The organism is Streptomyces sp. yr375 (genome assembly GCF_900110755.1).
Taxonomy (GTDB): Bacteria; Actinomycetota; Actinomycetes; order Streptomycetales; family Streptomycetaceae; genus Streptomyces.
Map to the genome: position 1 here is coordinate 192,197 of NZ_FOFF01000005.1, position 21,753 is coordinate 213,949.

At 68.9% G+C, this 21,753-nt stretch carries 20 protein-coding genes; 6 read left to right on the top strand and 14 right to left on the bottom strand.

Annotated features, from left to right (window positions below; translation table 11 throughout):
• Positions 1-144: 144 nt before the first annotated feature.
• From BMZ82_RS08295 to BMZ82_RS08310, 4 genes are all read right to left on the bottom strand, one after another.
• Entirely contained in the window at positions 145-1,782 is a 1,638-nt protein-coding gene (locus BMZ82_RS08295; RefSeq protein ID WP_093773302.1) for a cytochrome bc1 complex cytochrome b subunit, read from the bottom strand.
• Entirely contained in the window at positions 1,779-2,837 is a 1,059-nt protein-coding gene (locus tag BMZ82_RS08300) for a cytochrome bc1 complex Rieske iron-sulfur subunit (protein WP_093773304.1), read from the bottom strand. The genes BMZ82_RS08295 and BMZ82_RS08300 overlap by 4 nt, the downstream gene beginning before the upstream one ends.
• The gene (locus tag BMZ82_RS08305; RefSeq protein WP_093773306.1) at positions 2,834-3,646 is read right to left on the bottom strand and encodes a cytochrome bc1 complex diheme cytochrome c subunit; all 813 of its coding nucleotides are present in this window, start codon (positions 3,644-3,646) and stop codon (positions 2,834-2,836) included. Before BMZ82_RS08305 ends, BMZ82_RS08300 begins: the two co-directional genes overlap by 4 nt.
• 61 nt (positions 3,647-3,707) lie before the next feature.
• Positions 3,708-4,328 carry an aa3-type cytochrome oxidase subunit III gene (locus BMZ82_RS08310; RefSeq protein WP_093773308.1) on the bottom strand — a complete coding sequence of 207 codons (621 nt, stop codon included), beginning with the start codon at positions 4,326-4,328 and terminating at the stop codon, positions 3,708-3,710.
• 178 nt (positions 4,329-4,506) lie between these two features.
• Between BMZ82_RS08310 and BMZ82_RS08315 the strand changes: the two genes are divergently transcribed.
• Entirely contained in the window at positions 4,507-4,911 is a 405-nt protein-coding gene (locus BMZ82_RS08315; protein ID WP_093773310.1) for a response regulator, read from the top strand.
• A 105-nt stretch (positions 4,912-5,016) separates the two neighbouring features.
• Here the strand turns inward: BMZ82_RS08315 and BMZ82_RS08320 are convergent, their stop codons facing one another.
• The 4 genes from BMZ82_RS08320 to coxB form a co-directional block, all read right to left on the bottom strand.
• Positions 5,017-6,270: a L,D-transpeptidase gene (locus BMZ82_RS08320; RefSeq protein WP_093773312.1), complete on the bottom strand. Its 1,254-nt coding sequence runs from the start codon at positions 6,268-6,270 to the stop codon at positions 5,017-5,019.
• A 132-nt stretch (positions 6,271-6,402) separates the two neighbouring features.
• Positions 6,403-6,801: a cytochrome c oxidase subunit 4 gene (locus BMZ82_RS08325; RefSeq protein ID WP_093773314.1), complete on the bottom strand. Its 399-nt coding sequence runs from the start codon at positions 6,799-6,801 to the stop codon at positions 6,403-6,405.
• Complete coding sequence (gene ctaD / locus BMZ82_RS08330; protein WP_093773316.1) at positions 6,798-8,534, bottom strand: aa3-type cytochrome oxidase subunit I; 1,737 nt, start codon at positions 8,532-8,534, stop codon at positions 6,798-6,800. The genes BMZ82_RS08325 and ctaD overlap by 4 nt, the downstream gene beginning before the upstream one ends.
• Positions 8,531-9,490 (bottom strand): aa3-type cytochrome oxidase subunit II, encoded by a 960-nt coding sequence (gene coxB, locus BMZ82_RS08335; protein WP_093773318.1) that lies wholly within the window; start codon positions 9,488-9,490, stop codon positions 8,531-8,533. The genes ctaD and coxB overlap by 4 nt, the downstream gene beginning before the upstream one ends.
• A 297-nt stretch (positions 9,491-9,787) precedes the next feature.
• Here coxB and BMZ82_RS08340 point away from each other — a divergent pair, with 297 nt between their 5' ends.
• The gene (locus BMZ82_RS08340) at positions 9,788-11,152 is read left to right on the top strand and encodes a cysteine desulfurase/sulfurtransferase TusA family protein (protein ID WP_093773320.1); all 1,365 of its coding nucleotides are present in this window, start codon (positions 9,788-9,790) and stop codon (positions 11,150-11,152) included.
• A 55-nt stretch (positions 11,153-11,207) separates the two neighbouring features.
• On the opposite strand, the gene BMZ82_RS08345 is transcribed toward BMZ82_RS08340, so the two are convergent.
• Positions 11,208-12,182 carry a carbohydrate kinase family protein gene (locus BMZ82_RS08345; RefSeq protein ID WP_093773322.1) on the bottom strand — a complete coding sequence of 325 codons (975 nt, stop codon included), beginning with the start codon at positions 12,180-12,182 and terminating at the stop codon, positions 11,208-11,210.
• 130 nt (positions 12,183-12,312) lie between these two features.
• On the opposite strand from BMZ82_RS08345, the gene BMZ82_RS08350 reads away from it, so the two are divergent.
• Both BMZ82_RS08350 and BMZ82_RS08355 read left to right on the top strand, forming a co-directional pair.
• The gene (locus BMZ82_RS08350) at positions 12,313-12,522 is read left to right on the top strand and encodes a hypothetical protein (RefSeq protein ID WP_093773324.1); all 210 of its coding nucleotides are present in this window, start codon (positions 12,313-12,315) and stop codon (positions 12,520-12,522) included.
• A 159-nt stretch (positions 12,523-12,681) separates the two neighbouring features.
• Positions 12,682-14,454 carry a hypothetical protein gene (locus BMZ82_RS08355; protein ID WP_093773326.1) on the top strand — a complete coding sequence of 591 codons (1,773 nt, stop codon included), beginning with the start codon at positions 12,682-12,684 and terminating at the stop codon, positions 14,452-14,454.
• 100 nt (positions 14,455-14,554) lie between these two features.
• On the opposite strand, the gene BMZ82_RS08360 is transcribed toward BMZ82_RS08355, so the two are convergent.
• Positions 14,555-14,911, bottom strand: coding sequence for a HesB/IscA family protein (locus BMZ82_RS08360; protein WP_030794551.1), 357 nt, complete (start codon positions 14,909-14,911; stop codon positions 14,555-14,557).
• 268 nt (positions 14,912-15,179) lie between these two features.
• Between BMZ82_RS08360 and nadA the strand changes: the two genes are divergently transcribed.
• The gene (gene nadA / locus BMZ82_RS08370) at positions 15,180-16,379 is read left to right on the top strand and encodes a quinolinate synthase NadA (protein ID WP_093773330.1); all 1,200 of its coding nucleotides are present in this window, start codon (positions 15,180-15,182) and stop codon (positions 16,377-16,379) included.
• Between the two features lie 67 nt (positions 16,380-16,446).
• On the opposite strand, the gene BMZ82_RS08375 is transcribed toward nadA, so the two are convergent.
• Positions 16,447-17,235 (bottom strand): SDR family oxidoreductase, encoded by a 789-nt coding sequence (locus tag BMZ82_RS08375; protein WP_093773332.1) that lies wholly within the window; start codon positions 17,233-17,235, stop codon positions 16,447-16,449.
• Positions 17,232-18,266, bottom strand: coding sequence for a 3-oxoacyl-ACP synthase III family protein (locus BMZ82_RS08380; protein WP_093773334.1), 1,035 nt, complete (start codon positions 18,264-18,266; stop codon positions 17,232-17,234). Before BMZ82_RS08380 ends, BMZ82_RS08375 begins: the two co-directional genes overlap by 4 nt.
• Before the next feature lie 127 nt (positions 18,267-18,393).
• Here BMZ82_RS08380 and BMZ82_RS08385 point away from each other — a divergent pair, with 127 nt between their 5' ends.
• Complete coding sequence (locus BMZ82_RS08385; RefSeq protein WP_093773336.1) at positions 18,394-19,161, top strand: SDR family NAD(P)-dependent oxidoreductase; 768 nt, start codon at positions 18,394-18,396, stop codon at positions 19,159-19,161.
• 41 nt (positions 19,162-19,202) lie between these two features.
• Here BMZ82_RS08385 and BMZ82_RS08390 read toward each other — a convergent pair whose 3' ends face one another.
• Positions 19,203-20,408 carry a cytochrome P450 gene (locus tag BMZ82_RS08390; RefSeq protein ID WP_093773338.1) on the bottom strand — a complete coding sequence of 402 codons (1,206 nt, stop codon included), beginning with the start codon at positions 20,406-20,408 and terminating at the stop codon, positions 19,203-19,205.
• On the bottom strand, positions 20,405-21,646 hold the full coding sequence (locus tag BMZ82_RS08395; RefSeq protein ID WP_107487645.1) for a phthiocerol/phthiodiolone dimycocerosyl transferase family protein: 1,242 nt from the start codon (positions 21,644-21,646) through the stop codon (positions 20,405-20,407). The genes BMZ82_RS08390 and BMZ82_RS08395 overlap by 4 nt, the downstream gene beginning before the upstream one ends.
• Positions 21,647-21,753: the final 107 nt, after the last annotated feature.

The window sequence follows — 21,753 nt, forward strand, 5'->3', positions numbered from 1 at the left end:
CTCCTGTGTCTGTCGTCGTGTGTCGTACGTCGTGAGAACGATGCGAACCCCACCCTATCCAGCCCATGGGCACGGCAAAGGGCCCCGTCCGAAGACCGGACGGGGCCCTTTGGGCCGGCGTGGCGACGCCTGGTGATCAGGTGATCAGTGGTGGCCGTGGCCGCTCGTGATCTCCTTGTACTCCTCGACAGTCGGCTTCGGGATCTGCTGGTCCTCGCCGAAGTACGCGCCGCTGATCTTGGCGCGGAGCCGCTCCTTGCCCGTCACCTTGCGCGCGACGCCGTTCTCGTCGACCGAGGGGCCGATCGCGGCCGGCGCGTACTGCTCGTGCGCGGTGAGGGTGTGCAACTGCTCCTGGCTGAGCGGCTCGTGGATCTCGATGAACTCACCGTGCGGCAGGCGCTTGATGGTGCCGGTCTCCCGACCGTGCAGCACCTTCTCCCGGTCCCGGCGCTGCAGGCCGAGGCAGATCCGCTTGGTGAAGACGTACGCGATGACCGGTCCGACGAAGAAGAAGATCCGGACGAACCAGGTGATCGCGTTGATCGACAGGTGGAAGTGGGTGGCCCACAGGTCGTTGCCACCGCCGACCAGCGTGATCATGTACATCGTGACCCAGGCGACGCCCAGCGCCGTACGGGTCGGCGCGTTGCGCGGGCGGTCCAGGATGTGGTGCTCGCGCTTGTCGCCGGTGATCCAGGACTCGATGAACGGGTAGGCCGCCAGCGCGCCGAGGACCACACCGAACAGGACCAGCGGGATGAACACGCCCAGCACGAGCGTGTGACCCCAGAGGTTGATCTCCCAGCCCGGCATGAAGCGGATCAGACCCTCGGCGAAGCCCATGTACCAGTCGGGCTGGGCGCCGGTCGACACCTGGTCCGGACGGTAGGGGCCCATGGCCCAGATCGGGTTGATCTGCGCGACGGCCGCGATGACCGCGATGACACCGAAGACCAGGAAGAAGAAGCCTCCGGCCTTCGCCATGTACACCGGCAGCAGCGGCATGCCGACGACGTTCTTGTTGCTCTTGCCGGGGCCCGCGAACTGCGTGTGCTTGTGGTAGAAGACCAGGATCAGGTGGCCCACCATCAGGCCGAGCATGATGCCCGGCAGCAGCAGGATGTGGATCGAGTAGAACCGCGCCACGAAGTCGTGGCCCGGGAACTCCCCGCCGAACAGGAACATCGAGATGTACGTGCCGACGATCGGCATCGACAGGATGGCGCCCTGGGTGAAGCGGACACCGGTGCCGGAGAGCAGGTCGTCCGGGAGCGAGTAACCGGTGAAACCGGTGAACATGCCCAGGACGAACAGCAGGAAGCCGAACAGCCAGTTGATCTCACGCGGCTTGCGGAACGCGCCCGTGAAGAACACGCGCATCATGTGCACGAACATGCCGGCGAGGAAGATCAGCGCCGCCCAGTGGTGGATCTGCCGGATGAGCAGACCGCCGCGCACGTCGAACGAGATGTGCAGGGTCGAGCTGAACGCCTCGGACATCAACTGTCCCTGGAGCGGGACGTAACTGCCGTGGTACTCCACCTCGTTCATCGACGGGTGGAAGAACAGCGTCAGATACACACCCGTCAGGATGATGATGATGAAGCTGTACATGCACACTTCGCCCAGCATGAACGACCAGTGGTCGGGGAAGATCTTGCGCATGTTGGCCTTGGCCAGGGAGTAGATCCCGAGCCGGCCGTCGGCCCAGTCGGCGACACGTTCGCCGGCCGGTGCCTTCCCGCGTTCGCGGGGCTCTGTGGTCTCTGTGGTGCTCATCCGCGCTCCCAGAATGCAGGACCGACGGGCTCTTCGAAGTCGCCGAGCGCCTCGAGGTAGCCCTCGTCGTTCACACCGATGCGCAACTGCGGCAGGGCGTGACCGGCCGGGCCGAAGATGACCTTGGCGCCGTCGGAGAGGTCGAAGGTGGACTGGTGACAGGGGCACAGCACGTGGTGCGTCTGCTGCTCGTACAGGGAGATCGGGCAGCCGACGTGGGTGCAGATCTTCGAGTACGCGACGATGCCCTGGTAGGACCAGTCGAGTTCCTGCTTGTCCTTGATGTCGTCCGGCTGGATCCGGACGATCATCAGGGCCGCCTTGGCGATCTCGTTCTGGAACTCCTCGTCGTGCTCCTCCAAGCCCTCGGGCTTGACGAAGGTGAGCGAACCGACGGCGACGTCCGAGGGACGCAGCGGCTCGTTCGTGTTCATGTTGACGAGCAGCTTGCCCTTGGCCCACAGCGTGTGCCGCAGCTTGTCCTCGGGCAGCGGGCCCAGGTCGCGCAGCAGCACGACACCGGAGAGCGGCACCAGGGCGACGGCGCCGAACATGGTGTTGCGGATCAGCTTGCGCCGCCCCATGCCCGATTCCTTGGCGCCCTGCCGGAAGTCGGCGTGGACCTTGGCACGGACCTCGGGGGACGCGGCGATCGCGTGGCGCTCGTCGGCGACCTCCTCGTCCGACATCAGGGTGCGGGCCCAGTGGACCGCGCCGGCGCCGATGGTGAACAGCGCCGTGCCCAGCGTCAGACCCAGCGCGAAGTTCAGCGCGCTGAGGTGGCCGATCGGGAACACGAAGATCGACTTGTCGGCGGGGATCGTCACGTACGCCGCGATGAAGGCGACCGTGGCGAGCATCGACAGCGTGAACAGGAAGGCGACCGCACGCTCGGACCGCTTGGCGGCCCGCTCGTCGATGTCCTGGACACGGTGCTCGTGGGGCGGCAGCCCCGGGTCGGCGAACGGGTTCTGCTCGTCCGCCACGTCCACTGCGCCGTGCGCGTGGCCCTGCTCAGCGGGCAGGTTCTCTTCTGGAATGTCTTGGCTACTCATGACTTCTTGGCCTTTGCGGTCCGAGCGGCGACCCAGACGGCGACCGCGATCATGGCGCCGAGGCCGAAGATCCAGGAGAACAGGCCCTCGCTGACCGGCCCGATGCCGCCCAGTTCCAGCCCACCGGGGTTGTTCGTCTCGTCGCTGTTGACCGCGTGCAGGTACGCGATGATGTCCTTCTTGTTCTGCTCCGACAGCGTGGTGTCGGGGAAGGAAGGCATGTTCTGCGGGCCGGTCTGCATGGCCTCGTACATGTGCTTCGGGTCCACGTCCTCCAGCGTCGGGGCGTACTTGCCCTTGGTGAGGGCGCCGCCCTTGCCGGTGAAGTTGTGGCACTGCGCGCAGTTGGTGCGGAACAGTTCGCCGCCCTTGGCGATGTCCGCGCCCTCCGGGCCGTAGTCGGCCTCGGTCGGGACGGAGGGACCGGCGCCGAGGGCGGAGATGTACGCGGCGAGCTGGTCGATCTCGGCCTGCGTGTAGATGACCTTCTTCGAGGGCACCTGGGCGCCCTGGGAGGTCGCCGCCGGCATACGGCCGGTGCCGACCTGGAAGTCGACGGCTGCGGCGCCGACGCCGACCAGGCTCGGACCGTCAGAGCTGCCCTGACCGCCGGTGCCGTGGCAGCTTGCGCAGCCTACGGCGTAGAGCTTCTTGCCCTCGTCGATGGCGAGGGACTGGGCGGTGTCGTCTGCCTGCGCCTTGCTCGCGGGCGCGAACACGGCGTACAGCCCCCCTGTGCATGCCAGCGCGAGGAGTAGGACGACGAGCGCCGCCAGCGGATGGCGTCGTCGTGCGGAGAGCTTTTTCACGGATTACCCCGGTGTCAGGATCTTCTGCGTCGATGCGTGGGATGTGCGGGAGCGGGCCCGGCTACTTGATCATGTAGATCGTGGCGAAGAGGCCGATCCAGACGACATCGACGAAGTGCCAGTAGTAGGACACGACGATGGCCGCTGTCGCCTGCTCGTGGGTGAACCTCTTGGCCGCGTAGGTGCGTCCGAGGACGAACAGGAAGGCGATGAGGCCGCCCGTCACGTGCATGCCGTGGAAGCCGGTCGTCAGGTAGAACACCGAGCCGTACGGGTCGGAGGAGAGCGAGAGCCCGTCCTCCTTCACCAGCTCCGTGTACTCGTAGATCTGACCGCCGATGAAGATCGCACCCATGATGAAGGTGACGATGAACCACATCCGGAGCTTCTTCACGTCACCGCGCTCGGCGGCGAAGACGCCGAGCTGGCAGGTGAGGGAGGAGAGCACCAGGATCGTGGTGTTCGTCGCCGAGAACGGGAAGTTCAGATGGGAGGCCATCTCCTTCCAGTGCTCGGGACCTGTCACCGATCGCAGGGTGAAGTACATCGCGAAGAGGGCCGCGAAGAACATCAGCTCGGAGCTCAGCCAGATGATGGTTCCGACGCTGGTGAGGTTCGGCCGATTGACCGACGGGTGCGCGTGCCCGGTTTCTACTGTCGTTGCTGTCGCCACGACCGACATTATGTCGGTCCCTTATCCCGCCCTCACTCCCGGGGGTGCCGTTCGGAGTGTTCACACCGTGTGTACTGCCCGGATGGCCCATCGAAGTGGTGTTCCAAGCGGTGTTGACGAGGTGGCCGAGGGAGTAGCATCCGCGGCATCGGTTCTGTCCGTACGACGCTGATGTCACGGAGGAAGCATGCAGGCGACCGCCACGGTGCTGGTCTACAGCGACGACTCCAACACCCGCGAGCAGGTACGGCTCGCGGCCGGGCGCAGGCCCGCGCCGGACGCCCCGCTCGTGGAGTTCGTGGAGTGCGCGACGCAGGCCGCGGCCGTCAAGGAACTGGACAAGGGCGGGATCGACGTCTGCGTCTTCGACGGGGAGTCCGCGCCGCTGGGCGGCATGGGGCTGTGCCGGCAGATCAAGGACGAGGTGTTCCAGTGCCCGCCGGTGCTGGTCCTCATCGGGCGGCCCCAGGACGCGTGGCTGGCCACGTGGAGCCGGGCTGACGCGGCTGTGACGTTGCCTGTGGAGCCGGTGGAGTTCGCGGGAGCGCTGGCCGCGTTGCTGCGTACGCGGGGGCTTCAGCAGAGCGCCTGAGGGGCGGGGGCGTAGGGTTTCGTGGCGGCTGCGGGCCGTCCGTGGCTGGTCGCGCCCACGCCGCGGAGCCGCACATCGATACAGCCCCGCGCCCCTTAAAAGCTCCTACACCGCCGCCGGCTGGAGTCTTGACGTTACTTGCTCCGTGTTCTGCTTGGCGGCTGTCAGGGCGCTGCCCTTGGTCCATTTTTGCCAGTCCAGGTTCCAGTCGCCGAAGCCGTTGCCGAAGGTTTCCATGGTGTCGCCGGCGCTGTTGACGACTTGGACGACGTCGCCGGCGCGGACGTTGTCGAAGAACCACTCGGCGTTGGACGTGCTCATGCCGGTGCAGCCGTGGCTGACGTTCGCGTACCCCTGGGAGCCCACGGACCAGGGGGCGGCGTGGACGTACTCGCCGCTCCAGGTGACGCGGGTGGCGTAGTAGACGGGCAGGTCGTAGGACTCCGAGGAGCCTTCCGAGATGCCTACGGTGGTGCTGCGCATCCGTACGAAGTACTCCTTGCCCAGGACGACCTTGATGCCGTTGCGGGTGTCGAAGCCGGGCTTTCCGGTGGTGACGGGGATCTGGTTGATCACCTCGTTGTTCTTGAAGACCTTCATGGAGTGCGACGAGGCGTCCGTCACGGCGATGACCCGGTCGCCGATCGTGAGCTTGAGGTCCTTCGCGGGGCCGCCCCACAGCCGGTCGCCGATCTTGATGCCGTCCAGGTTGCTGTGGACGCGGAGGGTGGCGTGGGCGGGCCAGTAGTCCTTGGGGCGGTAGTGGAGTTCCTTGTCGTCCACCCAGTACCAGGCGCCCTGCGCCGAGGGCGTGGAGTCGACCTTGAGGGCGCGTTCGACGACGGCCCGCTGGGCGGGGTCCTTGACCGGCTGGTCCAGTTTGGCGGTGACGGGCTGGCCGACGCCGTACTCGCCTGCGTCGGGGCCGAAGGTGACCGTCAGGCGCTTCTTCGTGGTGGGCTTGCCGGTGTCGAAGGTGAGGACCCGGCGACCGGGGGCGCCGTCGCCGTCCTCGGTGCTCACCCGGACCGTGTAGCGGACGCCTGCGGCCAGCGGCTCGGTGCTGTGCCAGCGGCTGCCGTCGGCGGCGAGTTCGCCCGCGAGGTAGCGGCCTGAGGCGTCGACGGCGGTGACGTCCGTGATGCGGTCGTCGTCGTCGGCGGTGACTTCGAGCGGCTTGTCCGGGTCGGCCTTCTTGCCGTCGTCCTTGGGGCCGTTGAAGGAGATCTGGTCCGTCGCGTCGTAGGGGCGCTCGGCGAGGGGGTTGCCGTCCGAGCCGCAGGCGCTTGCGACCGCGCCCAGGGCGATCACCAGCAGGGTGCAGCCGACGACGGTGCGGGGGCGGGGTTCGTGGCTCATGGACTTCACGCTAGGGAGCCGCGTCAACCGTGGCGCGCTGAGTGACACGGACGGAGCACGTCCGTTACGGCAAAAGCGTGAGCCCGGACGCTCCTGACGGAGTGTCCGGGCTCACGGCATGCTCTGCGCGTGCTACTGGGTGCGGCTTTCACCGTGGTAGTACTCGAAGACCCAGCCCCACAGGCCGATGAGGATCAGCGGGACGGAGAAGTACAGCAGCCACCAGCCCACCGCGACGCCCAGGAAGGCCAGGGCGCCGCCGATGCCGAGCGACAGGGGCTGCCAACTGTGCGGGCTGAAGAAGCCCAGCTCGCCGGCGCCGTCCGCGACGTCCGCCTCCTTGTCGTCCTGTGCGCCCGCGTCGACCCGCCGGGCGGTGAAGCCCAGGTAGAAGCCGATCATGATGCACAGGCCGAAGGCCAGGAAGAGGGCCGTGGTACCGGCCGGCTCCTTCGACCACACGCCATAGACGATCGCCATGGCGAGGACGAAGACGCTCAGCCAGACGAACATCTTGCCCTGGATCTTCACTTGCCGGCCTCCTTGTTGCCCTCGATGGCGCTCGCACCGTGGCCGGCGTGCGCCAACTGCTCGAGAGCGGCGATCTCCGGGTGGTGCAGGTCGAACGCCGGGGATTCACTGCGGACCCGCGGCAGGGTGAGGAAGTTGTGGCGCGGCGGCGGGCAGGAGGTCGCCCACTCCAGGGAGCGGCCGTAGCCCCACGGGTCGTCGACGCCGACCGGCTTGCCGTACTTGGCGGTCTTCCACACGTTGTAGAAGAACGGCAGGACGGACAGACCGAGGACGAACGAGCTGATCGTCGAGATCGTGTTCAGGGCGGTGAAGCCGTCGGCCGCCAGGTAGTCGGCGTACCGGCGCGGCATGCCCTCGGCGCCCAGCCAGTGCTGGACCAGGAAGGTGCCGTGGAAGCCGACGAACAGCGTCCAGAAGGTGATCTTGCCGAGGCGCTCGTCGAGCATCTTGCCGGTGAACTTCGGCCACCAGAAGTGGAAGCCGGAGAACATCGCGAAGACGACGGTGCCGAAGACGACGTAGTGGAAGTGCGCCACCACGAAGTACGAGTCCGAGACGTGGAAGTCCAGCGGCGGTGAGGCCAGGATGACGCCGGTCAGACCACCGAAGGTGAAGGTGATGAGGAAGCCGACGGCCCACAGCATGGGCGTCTCGAAGCTCAGCGAACCCTTCCACATGGTGGCGATCCAGTTGAAGATCTTCACACCGGTCGGGACCGCGATCAGGAAGGTCATGAAGGAGAAGAACGGCAGCAGCACACCGCCGGTGACGTACATGTGGTGGGCCCACACCGTCACCGAGAGACCGGCGATCGCGATGGTCGCGGCGATCAGGTTCATGTAACCGAAGATCGGGCGCCGGCTGAATACCGGGATGACCTCACTGATGATGCCGAAGAACGGCAACGCGATGATGTACACCTCTGGATGGCCGAAGAACCAGAAGAGGTGTTGCCACAGCAGGGCCCCGCCGTTGGCCGGGTCGAAGACGTGGGCGCCGAACTTGCGGTCCGCCTCCAGGGCGAACAGCGCGGCGGCCAGCACCGGGAAGGCCAGCAGGACGAGGACACCGGTCAGCAGCACGTTCCACGTGAAGACCGGCATGCGGAACATGGTCATGCCCGGTGCGCGCATGCAGATGATCGTGGTGATGAAGTTGACCGAGCCGAGGATGGTGCCGAAGCCGGAGAAGGCCAGACCCATGATCCACATGTCGGCGCCGATGCCGGGGCTGCGGATCGCGTCCGACAGCGGGGCGTAGGCGAACCAGCCGAAGTCGGCCGCACCCGAGGGGGTGAGGAAGCCGCCCACCGCGATCAGCGAGCCGAACAGGTACAGCCAGTAGGCGAACATGTTCAGCCGCGGGAACGCGACGTCCGGCGCACCGATCTGGAGCGGCATGATCCAGTTCGTGAAACCGGCGAACAGCGGCGTCGCGAACATCAGCAGCATGATCGTGCCGTGCATCGTGAACGCCTGGTTGAACTGCTCGTTCGACATGATCTGCAGGCCCGGTCGGGCCAGCTCGGCGCGCATGAAGAGCGCCATCACGCCGCCGATGCAGAAGAACGCGAACGACGTGACCAGGTACAACGTACCGATGGTCTTGTGGTCGGTGGTCGTCAGCCACTTGACCACGACGTTGCCGGGCTGCTTGCGCCGGACCGGCAGCTCATTCCCATAGGAGTCTTCCGCTGCCGCGGCACCCTGGGGTTCGTTGAGGATGCTCACAGGTTGTTCGTCTCCCGGTTCTTCTCGTGGCTCGTCTGCTCGATGCCCGCGGGAACGTAACCGGTCTGCCCCTTCTTCACGAGGTCCTTGAGGTGCTGCTCGTAGCGCTCCTGGGAGACGACCTTCACGTTGAAGAGCATCCGGGAGTGGTCGACGCCGCAGAGCTCGGCGCACTTGCCCAGGAAGGTGCCCTCCCTGTTGGGGGTCACCTGGAAGGAGTTGGTGTGGCCCGGGACGACGTCCTGCTTCATGAGGAACGGCACCACCCAGAAGTCGTGAATGACGTCACGGGAGGTCAGGATGAAGCGGACCGTCTTGCCCTCGGGGAGCCAGAGGGTCGGGCCGGGGTTGTTGGTCTGCGGGTTCCGCTCGTTGGGGACACCACAGGTGTACGTACCACCCGCGTTGTCCGGGAAGTCCGTCTTGAACCGGTCCGGGATGGCGGACAGGTTCTTGTCGGTCTTCGCGTCCCCGTCGGAACCCTCGACGTTCGCGATGTAGTTGAAGCACCAGCTCCACTGGAAGCCGACCACGTTCACCGTGACGTCGGGCTTCTTGTCGAGGCTCAGCAGCTTCGACTCGTCACGGGCCGTGAAGTAGAAAAGGACCGAGACGATGATGATCGGGACCACCGTGTACAGCGCCTCGATGGGCATGTTGTACCGGGTCTGCGGAGGAACCTCGATCTTCGTGCGGCTGCGCCGGTGGAAGAACACACTCCACAGGATCAGGCCCCACACCAGCACGCCGGTGGCCAGCGCGGCGGCCCAGGAGCCCTGCCACAGCGAGAGGACGCGTGGCGCCTCTTCTGTGACGGGGGTGGGCATACCAAGGCGGGGGAAGTCCTTGTATGTGCAACCGGTGGCGGTCGCCAGGACCAGGCCCGCGGTCATTGCCTGCAGCAGCTTCCGCCGCATCGGGCGCCGCGGCGAGCGGTCGGAGCCGTTGGGACTCACGTAGCGCCTTCCCGAGAGTCTCGCCCGCGCGGTTGGCTGCGGCCTGCCTTCTCGCGGGTCGGTCGCCGCCCTGCGTCGGGCAGGGGTTTGGATGTTTATGCGGACCAAACCCTACTGGACGCGATTTAGGGTCGCGCGGGGAGGGTCCCCAACGCGCCGGGGGCTACTTCTGACGGTTCGTTGCATGCGCCCAATAGCTCGAAACGTTCGGTTGTGTGGCGTGTGCAGGCCTGTTGTGGCCGTTCGCGCAGTTCCCCGCGCCCCTTCTTTCCCTCACCGGCGATTTAACGTTGCCGTGTGTCCTACTTTGATGCTGCCTCCGCCGCTCCTCTTCATCCCGTTGCCCGGCAGGCGTTGTCGGCCGCCCTCGACGAGGGGTGGGCGGACCCGCAGCGGTTGTACCGGGAAGGGCGTCGGGCACGCATCCTGCTCGACGCCGCTCGCGAGGCCGCGGCCGAAGCCGTCGGCTGCCGGACGGACGAGCTGACCTTCACGGCATCCGGCACCCAGGCCGTGCGCACCGGCGTCGGTGGGGTGCTGGTGGGGCGGCGGCGGGTGGGGCGTCACCTGATCGTGTCTGCTGTCGAACACTCCTCGGTCCTCCATTCGGCCGAGGCGTTCGAGGCGGAGGGCGGGTCGGTGACCCAGGTGCCGGTGACGCGGACGGGGGCGGTGGCCGTCGAGTCGTACGCCGGGGCGCTGCGGGCCGACACCGCGCTGGCCTGTCTGCAGTCCGCCAACCACGAGGTGGGGACCGAGCAGCCGGTGGCGGCGGTGGCCGAGGCGTGCCGGGCGGCGGGGGTGCCGTTGCTGGTGGACGCGGCGCAGTCGCTCGGGTGGGGGCGGGTGGCCGGGGACTGGTCGGTGCTGACGGCCGGGGCGCGCAAGTGGGGCGGGCCGGCCGGGGTCGGGCTGCTCGTCGTCCGCAAGGGCGTGCGGTTCGCGGCGCGGGAGGCGGAGGAGTTCGCCGGGCTGCCCGCGATCGTGGCGGCCGCCGCGTCCCTGCGGGCCGTGCGGGCCGAGGCCGACCAGGAGGCCGTACGGCTGCGGGAGTTGACCGCGCGGATCCGGGTACGGGTGCCCGAGCTGGTCCCCGATGTGGAGGTCGTCGGGGATCCGGAGCGGCGGCTGCCGGGGATCGTCACCTTCTCGTGCCTGTACGTCGACGGGGAGGCGCTGCTGCACGAGTTGGACCGGGCCGGGTTCTCCGTGTCGTCCGGGTCGTCCTGCACCAGCAGCACGTTGACGCCCAGCCATGTGCTGCGGGCGATGGGGGTGCTGAGTGAGGGAAACGTGCGGGTTTCGCTGCCTGCGGGGGTCGCCGAGGCGGACGTGGAGCGGTTTCTCGCCGTGCTGCCGGGGGCCGTGGCCGGGGTGCGGGAGCGGCTCGGGGCGCCCGTGTCGCCCGCGTCCGCGCAGGTGGCGGAGGTGCGGGAGGAGGCGCTGGTCGTGGACGCGCTCGGGCGGCGGTGTCCGATTCCCGTCATCGAGCTGGCGAAGGTCATCGGGGACGTGCCGGTCGGGGGCATGGTGCGGGTGCTGTCCGACGACGAGGCGGCCCGGCTCGACATCCCCGCGTGGTGCGAGATGCGGGGGCAGGAGTACGTCGGTGAGGAGCCGGCGGACCGGGGTGCGGCCTATGTGGTCCGCCGGCTCTCCTGAGTCACACCAGGTTCTTACGTCACACCAGGTGCGCGCATCACCCCAGGTGCTTGTGTCACACCAGGTGCTTGCGGACCTCGGTCGCGGCCTCGTCGCCGTACGCCTTGGTGAAGCGGTCCATGAAGAGGCCGCGGCGCAGGCGGTACTCCTGGGTGCCGACCGTCTCGATGACGAGGGTGGCGAGCATGCAGCCGATCTGCGCGGCGCGCTCGTGGGAGACGCCCCAGGCGAGGCCGGAGAGGAAACCGGCGCGGAAGGCGTCGCCGACGCCCGTCGGCTCGACCTTGGCCTCCTCCTCCGGGCAGCCGACCTCGATCGGGTCCTCGCCGACCCGCTCGATGCGGACGCCGCGCGAGCCGAGGGTGGTGACGCGGTGGCCGACCTTGGCGAGGATCTCGGCGTCGCTCCAGCCGGTCTTGGACTCGATGAGGCCCTTCTCGTACTCGTTGGAGAAGAGGTACGTGGCGCCCTCCAGCAGGATCCGGATCTCGTCGCCGTTCATCCGGGCGATCTGCTGGGAGAAGTCGGCGGCGAAGGGGATCGAGCGGGAGCGGCACTCCTCGGTGTGCCGGAGCATCGCCTCGGGGTCGTCGGCGCCGATCAGGACCAGGTCGAGGCCGCCGACGCGGTCGGCGACGGTCTTCAGCTCGATCAGGCGGGCCTCACTCATCGCGCCCGTGTAGAAGGAGCCGATCTGGTTGTGGTCGGAGTCCGTGGTGCAGACGAAGCGGGCCGTGTGCAGGGTCTCGGAGATGCGGACCGAGCCGGTGTCGACGCCGTGCCGGTCCAGCCAGGCCCGGTACTCGTCGAAGTCGGCGCCGGCGGCGCCGACCAGGACCGGGCTGGTCCCCAGTTGGCCCATGCCGAAGGCGATGTTCGCGGCCACGCCGCCCCGGCGCACGTCCAGGTTGTCGACGAGGAAGGACAGCGAGACCGTGTGCAACTGGTCCGCGACCAACTGGTCGGCGAAGCGGCCGGGGAACGTCATGAGGTGGTCGGTCGCGATGGAGCCGGTGACTGCGATGCGCACGGCGTGGACACTCCTGTGGGGAGGGGGATTGACAGTTCACGCTATCTGGTCGCCCGGCGCCACCGAAGCAGTCGAAACTACCCGATAGTAGATCTTTCTTCGCAGGCCCGGGCATGCCTACGGTTCGGTTATGACGAACCTCAAGGTCCACGCCCCCGTTCCGGCCGACCTCGACGGCGACCTGGCGTCGCTGCGCGGGGACGGCGCCCGGATGGCTCCGCACTGGGCAGCCCCGGAGCAGATCGCGTCCCTGCCGGTCTCCCCCTCCCTCATCCACGGCGTGCGGGTCCCGGCGAAGTCGGCGCGGCTGCTGGAGGCGATGCCCGACTACGGCAACTAGGGGATTTCCCTCGGTTTTCACCGGTTTTCCTCGGTTCTCATCTGTTTCCCTCGGCGGGGCGCTCGGAAGGGAACCGTGCGCTCCCCCGGCGCGTCCCATCGCCGTCCCCCGTAAAGGGGATATGAGGTACGACAGCAGGGCAGCCGAAGGAGCGATGCGGTGACCACCGAGCGACCCGAGAACGACGACGCCGCGCGCAAGCCGGAAGAGACGACAGAAGCGGGCAAGACGCAGGAGACGGCAGAGGCAGCAGAGCCGGTAGAGACGCCAGAGGCGGCAGAGGCGGGCAAAGAAGAGGCGAAGGCCGCGGAACCCGGTCTTCCGGTGCCGGAAGCCGTGGAGCCGGACGATGATGAGCCGGACGCCGTGGAGCCGGACGCCGTTGTGGATTCCGGGCCGGACGATGATGAGCCTTCCGTCGCTTCTGTTTCGGACGCGGTCGCGGACGCGGACGAGTCCGGTGGGTCCCGGCGGCGTTCGCCCGTGCTGATCGCCTCCGTCGCCGCCGCCGTGCTGCTGGTGGGTGGCGGTGGGGCGTACCTCACCTCCAGTGCCGTCAGCGGCGCAGGTGGGGCCGGTTCCGGGGCACCCTCCGGGGACGGCACGCCCGCCGCGCTCCCCCTGGACGACTACGCCGGGGGTACGGGTGCCCCCGAGGGCGGTACGAACGGCATCGCGCCCGGTGAGCCGAACCCCTACGGGGTGACGTACAAGGCCGCCGGCACGCTTCCCGACGGGCCCGACTCCGCGTCCGCGTACTGGGCGAAGAGCGAGGTCACGAAGGACGACGTGGCCCGGCTGGCGAAGGCGCTGGGGGCCACCGGGACGCCGGTCGTCGACGGCGGTGACTGGAAGGTCGGTTCCGGGAAGGACGGGTCGGGGCCGGTGCTGCGGGTGAACCGGCAGGCGCCGGGCACCTGGACGTTCACCCGGTACGCGCCCGGCACCGACAACTGCAAGGGCGGCACCGTCAAGTGCACCCCGGGCACCGTGGCCCCGGCCGGCGACCCGGTGAGCGAGGCGGTCGCGAAGAAGGCGGCGGCGCCGGTCCTGAAGGCGGTGGGGCAGGACGACGCCAAGGTGGACGCGAGCCAGATCATCGGCGCCCAGCGGGTGGTGAACGCCGACCCGGTGATCGGCGGCCTGCCCACCTACGGGTGGACGACCGGGATCAGCGTCAACGCGCGGGGCGAGGTCGTCGGCGGGAACGGGCAACTGGAAGCGCCGACGAAGGGCGACACGTACCCCCTGCTGAGCGCGCAGGAGGCGCTGGACGCGCTGAACTCGGTGCCGGGGACCCCGGAGACTCCGGAGACCGCGGCGACTCCGACCGACCACCGGATGGGCATCGGCGGGTGTGCCAGCCCGGTGCCGTTGAAGGACCGGCTGGAGAGTCCGTGCGGTTCGTCGACGACGGCGCCGCAGCAGGAGACGGTGACGGTCGACGACGCGGTGCTCGGGCTCGCCCCGCACACCTCGGGCGGCCGGCAGGTGCTCGTACCGTCCTGGCTGTTCGGTGTGAAGGGGGCGGGGGCGGCGGACGGCTACACGGTGACGCAGCCGGCCGTCGAGCCGGTGTACCTGAAGTCCGCCACGACGCCCACGCCCGCCCCGACGCCGACGTCGACCGGCACCTCGAAGACGCGTGACGTGCAGGTGGACGGCTACACCGTCGAGGGCGACACGCTGGTCGTGAGCTTCACCGGCGGGGTGTGCGCCGACTACAAGGCGACGGCGACCGAGAGCGGGGGCGCGGTGAAGGTCACCGTGACCGAGACGCACTGGCCGAAAAAGGTCTGCATCATGATCGCCAAGGTGTTCCACCAGACGGTGCGGTTGGACGCGTCGCTGGGCAGCCGGAAGGTGGTCGGCTCGGACGGCGCGGCGATCCCGCTGGAGAAGCCGGGGGCGCGGCTGCCGCAGGCGCAGTGACCCGGTAGCGAACGCGCGAAGGCGGCGGCCCCGTTGGAGGGGGTCGCCGCCTTCGCGTGTCGTTCGGCCGGATCAGCCCGCCGCAGCGGGCCGGGACGGCTTAGCTGAAGGAGTCGCCGCAGGCGCAGGAGCCCGTCGCGTTCGGGTTGTCGATCGTGAAGCCCTGCTTCTCGATGGTGTCGACGAAGTCGATGGACGCGCCGCCCAGGTACGGGGCGCTCATGCGGTCGGTGACGACCTTGACGCCGTCGAAGTCCTTGACGACGTCGCCGTCGAGGGAACGCTCGTCGAAGAAGAGCTGGTAGCGCAGGCCGGAGCAGCCGCCGGGCTGAACGGCGACGCGCAGGGCCAGGTCGTCACGGCCTTCCTGGTCGAGCAGGGCCTTGACCTTCGCCGCGGCGGCGTCGGACAGGATGATGCCGTCGGTGACGGTGCTGGTCTCGTCCGATACGGACATCTACATCTCTCCCGGGTTGTACGGAGACTGCTTGCCGACGGTTGCAACCGTCAGGGCCGCGGATTCATTCCGGGCCGGGCTCTGGTCTTTTCGTTCCCTTCTCATGCTCGCACATGCGGTTGCGAGCGGAAAACGTCTCCCGGTACGCCGTCAGGGCGTCTTCGGGATTCACGTCACATCGACGCTATGACCATCGTCAAAGTGACGTTATGCGGGTTATCATAGATAACGTCAGTTCGACGAAAAGCAGAAAGAAAGGGTGCGTGTCGTGACCACCGCCCAGACCACGGAGCTCGACGTACAGCCGTCTCCGCTCGCCCTGTTGCTGCTCGGCCGGGACGCCGACCCGAAGAGCGAGCGGGGTGTCGAGTGTCCCGGCGACCTGCCCTCCCCGTCCGACCCGGACCTGGTGGAGCGGGCGCGCGCGGCCAAGGAGAAGCTCGGAGACAAGGTCTTCGTGCTCGGCCACCACTACCAGCGCGACGAGGTCATCCAGTTCGCCGACGTCACGGGCGACTCCTTCAAGCTGGCGCGGGACGCGGCGGCCCGCCCGGAGGCCGAGTACATCGTCTTCTGCGGTGTGCACTTCATGGCCGAGTCCGCCGACATCCTGACGTCGGACGACCAGAAGGTGGTCCTCCCCGACCTCGCCGCCGGCTGCTCGATGGCCGACATGGCGACGGCCGAGCAGGTCGCCGAGTGCTGGGACGTGCTGACCGAGGCCGGCATAGCCGAGCAGGTCGTGCCCGTCTCGTACATGAACTCGTCCGCCGACATCAAGGCGTTCACGGGGAAGCACGGCGGCACGATCTGCACCTCGTCGAACGCCCAGCGGGCGCTGGAGTGGGCCTTCGAGCAGGGGGACGGCCCCGCGGCGACGAAGGTGCTGTTCCTGCCCGACCAGCACCTCGGCCGCAACACCGCCGTCCGCGACCTGGGGATGTCCCTGGAGGACTGCGTCCTGTACAACCCGCACAAGCCGAACGGCGGGCTGACCGTCGAGCAGTTGCGGGACGCGAAGATGATCCTGTGGCGGGGCCACTGCTCGGTGCACGGCCGCTTCAGCCTGGAGTCGGTGGCGGACGTACGCGCCCGGATCCCCGGTGTCAACGTGCTCGTGCACCCCGAGTGCCGGCACGAGGTCGTGGCGGCGGCGGACTACGTCGGCTCGACCGAGTACATCATCAAGGCGCTGGAGGCGGCCCCGGCCGGCTCGAAGTGGGCCATCGGGACGGAGCTGAATCTCGTACGACGGCTCGCGAACCGTTTCGCGTCCGAGGGCAAGGAGATCGTCTTCCTCGACAAGACGGTCTGCTTCTGCTCGACCATGAACCGCATCGACCTCCCCCACCTGGTCTGGACCCTGGAGTCGCTGGCGGCGGGCAAGCTGGTCAACCGGATCCAGGTCGACGAGGAGACCGAGAAGTTCGCGAAGCTGGCGCTGGAGCGGATGCTGGCGCTGCCGTAGTCCGTGGCCGCTGCCGTAGTCGTGGCTGTGGTGTGAGTGCCGGTCCGGGGCGGACCCGGACCGGCGGTCAGCCGGGGTGTGCGCAGAACGGTGCGGTGATGCTCAGTCCGCCGTCGACGACGAGGTTCTGGCCGGTGATGTACGCGGCGGCGGGCGACAGCAGGAAGTCCACCGCGTCGGCGATCTCCTGCGGGGATCCCGGGCGGCCCTGCGGGATGTGGGACACGACGTCCGCGTGGGTGAGGCCCGTGGCCCGCAGATAGTGCTCCAGCGAGTCGGTCGTGACCATCCCTCCGGTCACCGTGTTCACGTTGATCCCGCGCGGCGCCAGCTCGGCCGCGAAGTAGCGGACCCACGACTCCAGGGCCGCCTTCTGCGCCCCGATGGCCGCGTATCCGGGGACGGCCCGGCCCGCGGCGAGCGAGGAGACGGCCACGATCCTGCCTCCGTTTCCCATGAGCCGGACCGCGTGCTGGGCGGCCAGTACGAAGGACTGCGAGTTCATGGCGTGGCTGCGCGCGAGATGCCGCAGTTCGACCTGCTCGACGCTCTTGGCGGGGCCCGCGGCGGCGTTGGCGACCAGGTGGTCGAGGTGCCCGTGCCGGCGGCGCACCGTCTCGAACAGCTCCGCGAGCTCGTCGGGGTCCTCCACGTCGGCACGGCAGAGGCTGCCCCGGCCGCCGGCCGCCTCGACCTCGGCCAGCGTCTTCGCCGCCGCCTCCGCGTCCTGCTTGTAGTTGATCACCACCTGGCAGCCGCGCCGGGCGAGGGTGAGCGCCACGGCGCGCCCGATGCCCCGGGAGGAGCCGGTGACCAGGCCGACCTCGTCGCGGCCTGCGTGCTCCCGCCCGGTCATCCGCGCCGTCCCGGCTCGCCGCCGAAGTCCTCCGGGCCGCACCAGCGCACCACTGTCCCGCCGTAGCTCATGCCGGAGCCGAAGGAGACCACGAGGACGTCGTCGCCCGGATTCAGCCGGCCGTGGTCCACGGCGTCGGCCAGGGCCAGGACCACGCTGGAGCCGCTGGTGTTGCCCAGCCGGTCGGCCACCACGACGGTCTTCGTCTCCGGCTGGCCCAGCTCCGCCATCAGCCGGCGCAGCAGCGTGGGATTGGCCTGGTGGGAGACGATCAGGTCGACCTCGTCCAGGGTGGTCCCGGCCGCCTTGACGACCTGTTCGGCGAAGTCGGGGATGACGTCGAGGGCGAAGTCCCGCACGCCGCCGCCGTCCATCCGCATGTAGTTGGGGCCGCTGAAGCGGTTGGGGAAGCCGCCCGGCGGATCGAGGCGCTCGGTGAAGGCCGTGTAGTACAGCTCGGGCCGGGTGCGCATCAGGGTGGGGCCGATGCCGCGCCCGGGGCGGCAGGCCTCCAGCAGGTAGCAGGCGGCGCCGTCGCCGAAGATGGCGTGGGCCGTGCGGTCCTCTGGGTCCAGGCACTGGGCGACGGTGTCGGCGATGACGACCGCGACCCGGTGGTACTCCCCGGAGCGGATGTACTTGACGCCGACGTCCAGCGCGAAGACGCCGCCCGCGCAGCCGCCGGCGTTGACGTCGAAACCGCGGATGTCCAGCAGGTTCGCCTTGCGCAGGACGGCCGCGGCCATCGCGGGCAGCATGTGGTCCGGCGTTCCGGTGCAGCAGATCACCAGGTCGAGGGAGTCGGGGGCGACGCCGGCGCGGGCGCAGGCGTCGTACAGGGCGCCGACGGCGAGATCCGAGGTCGACTGGTCGGGTGCGGCCACCCGGCGCGTGTGAATTCCCAGTTTTCTGCGAATCCATTCGTCGGTCGTGTCGAAACGCTCGACGAGTTGTTCGTTGCTTATTTCCGTATCGGGCACGAAACGCCCTACCGACCGGATCCCGACAGACTCCGGAGCCGAATCAATCATGGCTCGCCACACTCCCTCACCGCTCCGTGCGACAAAAAATTACGAGACATCACTTGCTGCGGATTGTGCATTCCAGCAGAATCAAGCTTCGGTTGTATTCTTTTCCGCTGTCTTCGAAAGGGTCCTCATGTCTCGGCACCAGAACCGTCCCGTGGCACTCGTCACCGGGGGCACCTCGGGGCTCGGTCTCACGACCGCCGAACGGCTCCTCGCGGACGGTATGCGGCCGGTGCTGTTCGGGCGGTCCCGTGAGCGGGGCAAGTCGGCCGTGCGGCAGTTGGGGGGCGAGGCCGTCTTCGTGGCCGGTGACGTCGCCGTGGAGGGCGATGTGGAGCGGGCCGTGGCGGTCGCGGCCGAGCGCGGGGAGCTGCGGGCCGTGGTGAACTGCGCCGGGCGGGCGCACGCGGCGCGGGTCGTGGGCCGGTCGGGGCCGCACTCCCTGAAGGAGTTCGCCGAGGTGGTGACGGCGAATCTCACGGGCACCTTCAACGTCGTACGGCTGGGCGCCGAGTCGATGGCGCGCAACGAGCCGGTGGCCGGGGAGCGGGGAGTCGTGGTCAACACGGCCTCCATCGCCGCCTTCGACGGTCAGATCGGCCAGGCCGCGTACGCCGCCTCCAAGGCCGGTGTCGCCGGTATGACGCTGCCGCTCGCGCGGGAGCTGGCCGGCCTGCTGATCCGGGTGGTGACCGTGGCGCCGGGGCTGTTCGACACCCCGGCCGCCGAGGTGCTGCCGCCCGCCAAGCGGGCCGCGTTGGCCGGTCTGGTCCCGCATCCGCGCAGGTGGGGGCAGGCGCACGAGTTCGCGCACCTGGTGGCCCACGTGATCGGCAACCCGATGCTCAACGGCGAGACCATCCGGCTGGACGGCGGGCTGCGGCTGCCTGCCTCGTGAGCCCGGCCGGGGCCCCGGGCGGCGCCCGGGGCCGGATCCGGCTACCAAGTCACCGGGAGCTCCCGGCACCCGTAGACGATGGCCCCCTCGCGCATCGCCACCTCCTCGGCGGGCACCGCGAGGCGCAGTTCCGGCAGCCGGTCGAACAGCACCTGGAAGCCGATGCGCATCTCGGCCCGGGCCAGTTGCTGGGCCACGCACTGGTGCACGCCGAAGCCGAAGGCCAGGTTGCCCGAGGGCACGCGGGTGATGTCGAACCGGTCCGGGTCCGCGAACCGCTCGGGGTCGCGGTTGGCGGCGGGCAGCGACACGGTGACGGTCTGCCCGGCCCGTACGGTCGCCCCGCCCAGCTCCACGTCCGCGGCGGCGCCCCGCGAGATGCCGAACTGGATGACGGTGAGATAGCGCAGCATTTCCTCGACGGCGCCGCTCGTCATGTCCGGGGACTCGCGCAACGCGGCGAGCTGCTCCGGGTGGGTCAGCAGGGTGTAGGTGCCCAGGGAGAACATGTTCGCGGTGGTCTCGTGGCCCGCCGTGAAAAGCTGGAAGGCGACGCTCGTCAATTCGACATCGCTGAGTTCGGCGGAATGCGCGAGGCCGCTCAGCAGGTCGTCGGCGGGTGCTTTCCGCTTCAGTTCGACGACGCCTCCGAGGAATTCGAAGATGATGCGGTAGCACTCTTTGACCTCTTCGGCGGTCGAGTCGATGCGCAGCATCTTCTCGGAGACCGGCTGGATCTCCCGCCAGTCCTCGTACTCGATTCCCAGGAGGTCGCAGATGACCCGGGACGGCAGCGGGATGGCGAAGGCGGTGACGAGGTCCGCGCCGGTCGCGCCGTCGGCCCGCATCCGGTCGACCAGTTCGTGCGCGACCGCCGCGATCTTGGGTTCCATCTCGCGCATCCGGCGGGTGCTCAGCTCGCCGGTGAGCAGCCTGCGGTAGGTGGTGTGCTCCGGCGGGTCCATGCCCACGAACATGCCGGGCACGTCCTCCTCGGGCGGCTGTCCGTCGCCCAGGACGTCGTGCACCGCCGAGTGCCGCAGCCGCGGGTCGGAGCTGAAGCGCGGGTCGGACAGCACCTGCCGGGCGTACTCCTGGTTCGTCACGATCCAGCCCTCGTGCCCGTCCGCGTAGGTGAGCGGGGCCACCGGGCAGCGCGCCCGCCACTCGGCCAGCTCCGGCGGCGGGTCCAGGGGGTGGGCGCGGTCGACGGGGATCCTGGGAGGCGTGGTCTCTCGCTGGGTCATGCGTGCTCCTGGTTCGCGTTGCGGGCGCTGAGCAGCTCTGCGGCGCGCCGTTTCAGGGCCTCGCGCTCCGGGCCTGAGAGCAGGTCGTGGGGCGAGGTGAGCTCGACGCTGAGCCTGCCGTCGTAGGAGGTGACGACGAACAGCAGCAGTCCGGGCATGGTGGTCGTGGTGTAGCCGCGGAAGTCCGTGACGCGCAGTCCGTCCGGTGTGGTGAACGGGGGGATGGGGCCCAGGTTCGTCACGACGAGGTCGACCGAGACCGGGGTGGCGGCCGTGAACTGGCCGGCCTGGAGGATCGCGTGTTCGGCCTCGCCGCTGTCGATGGCCTTGTCCAGCCGCTCCTTGACGACCCGGCCGATCTCCATCGGGTCGGCGTGCCGGGGGACGGCGACGGACGCCTCGACGCCGCTGACGAAGTTGGTGGACTCCTCGACCGTCACCGGTGGTTCGACCCGGTTGCGCAGATCCACCGGGCAGCCGCACACCATGTCGAGTGCGCCGCCTTGCGGCCGGCCCTCGCGCAGGGCGACCGTCGCGACGCCGGCCACGAAGCCGTGCACGGAGAAGCCCTCCGCGCGCAGCGACTCGATCAGCCCGGCCGTGTGCCGCTGGTCGAGCCGGACGCGTTCGGGTACGACGGTGAGGTGGGCCGGGGACGGGGCCGCGGCGAGCGCGGCGCGCAGGGCCGCCCGGTCCACGGCGGGCTCGGCCCCGCGCGCCGCGCCGCGCTCCTTCAGCAGCGTCTCGGCGGACGCCTGGGGCACGGCCGGGGGCGTGGCGTACGGGGGCTGTTCGCCCCTGCTGAGCGCGGTGTAGTTGCGGCACAGCTTCTCCAGCAGGGTGACGCCGCCGCGGCCGTCGATCATGCTGTGGTGCAGTACCAGGATGAGGTGGCCGCGCCGGTCGCCGCGTACCAGGACGAGCCGGCACAGCTCCCGGGTGGAGTCCAGGGGGCTGCCCATTTCCTCCAGGTAGACGGCTTCCTGATGCTGGGCGGTGCCGTCCGTGTCGCGGACGCGGATCTCCGGCCGGCGTCCCGGGGGGATCCGGAAGAAGAAGCCGTGCTCGTCGCGTCCGAGGCTCCCGCTCAGCAACGGGACGGCGTCACAGAGTGCCTCGAATGCCCCGACGAGTAAATCCGAATCAATCGATCCGGCCACTTCGATCGAATAGGAGCCGGACCAGTCGACAAAGGCGTGATATGCCTCGCTGGGGTCCAGATGGCGCTGCCACGGCATGAAAGACTCTTCCCGGTCGAGCTGAAAAAGAAATCCGGAACAGATTCCAGTATTCCCGGGAGCCGTCAGGACTGTCTTCCGCCCAAGAGCCAGGCACGGAAACCGGA

Excerpts from the sequence above, each read along its gene's own strand:
- BMZ82_RS08395 (WP_107487645.1), bottom strand. The coding sequence starts at position 21,646 with ATGCCGTGGCAGCGCCATCTGGACCCCAGCGAGGCATATCACGCCTTT.
- BMZ82_RS08350 (WP_093773324.1), top strand. The coding sequence starts at position 12,313 with ATGACGAACCTCAAGGTCCACGCCCCCGTTCCGGCCGACCTCGACGGC.
- BMZ82_RS08385 (WP_093773336.1), top strand. The coding sequence starts at position 18,394 with ATGTCTCGGCACCAGAACCGTCCCGTGGCACTCGTCACCGGGGGCACC.
- BMZ82_RS08380 (WP_093773334.1), bottom strand. The coding sequence starts at position 18,266 with ATGATTGATTCGGCTCCGGAGTCTGTCGGGATCCGGTCGGTAGGGCGT.
- BMZ82_RS08300 (WP_093773304.1), bottom strand. The coding sequence starts at position 2,837 with ATGAGTAGCCAAGACATTCCAGAAGAGAACCTGCCCGCTGAGCAGGGC.
- BMZ82_RS08320 (WP_093773312.1), bottom strand. The coding sequence starts at position 6,270 with ATGAGCCACGAACCCCGCCCCCGCACCGTCGTCGGCTGCACCCTGCTG.
- BMZ82_RS08295 (WP_093773302.1), bottom strand. The coding sequence starts at position 1,782 with ATGAGCACCACAGAGACCACAGAGCCCCGCGAACGCGGGAAGGCACCG.
- BMZ82_RS08390 (WP_093773338.1), bottom strand. The coding sequence starts at position 20,408 with ATGACCCAGCGAGAGACCACGCCTCCCAGGATCCCCGTCGACCGCGCC.
- BMZ82_RS08310 (WP_093773308.1), bottom strand. The coding sequence starts at position 4,328 with ATGTCGGTCGTGGCGACAGCAACGACAGTAGAAACCGGGCACGCGCAC.
- BMZ82_RS08360 (WP_030794551.1), bottom strand. The coding sequence starts at position 14,911 with ATGTCCGTATCGGACGAGACCAGCACCGTCACCGACGGCATCATCCTG.
- BMZ82_RS08315 (WP_093773310.1), top strand. The coding sequence starts at position 4,507 with ATGCAGGCGACCGCCACGGTGCTGGTCTACAGCGACGACTCCAACACC.
- BMZ82_RS08375 (WP_093773332.1), bottom strand. The coding sequence starts at position 17,235 with ATGACCGGGCGGGAGCACGCAGGCCGCGACGAGGTCGGCCTGGTCACC.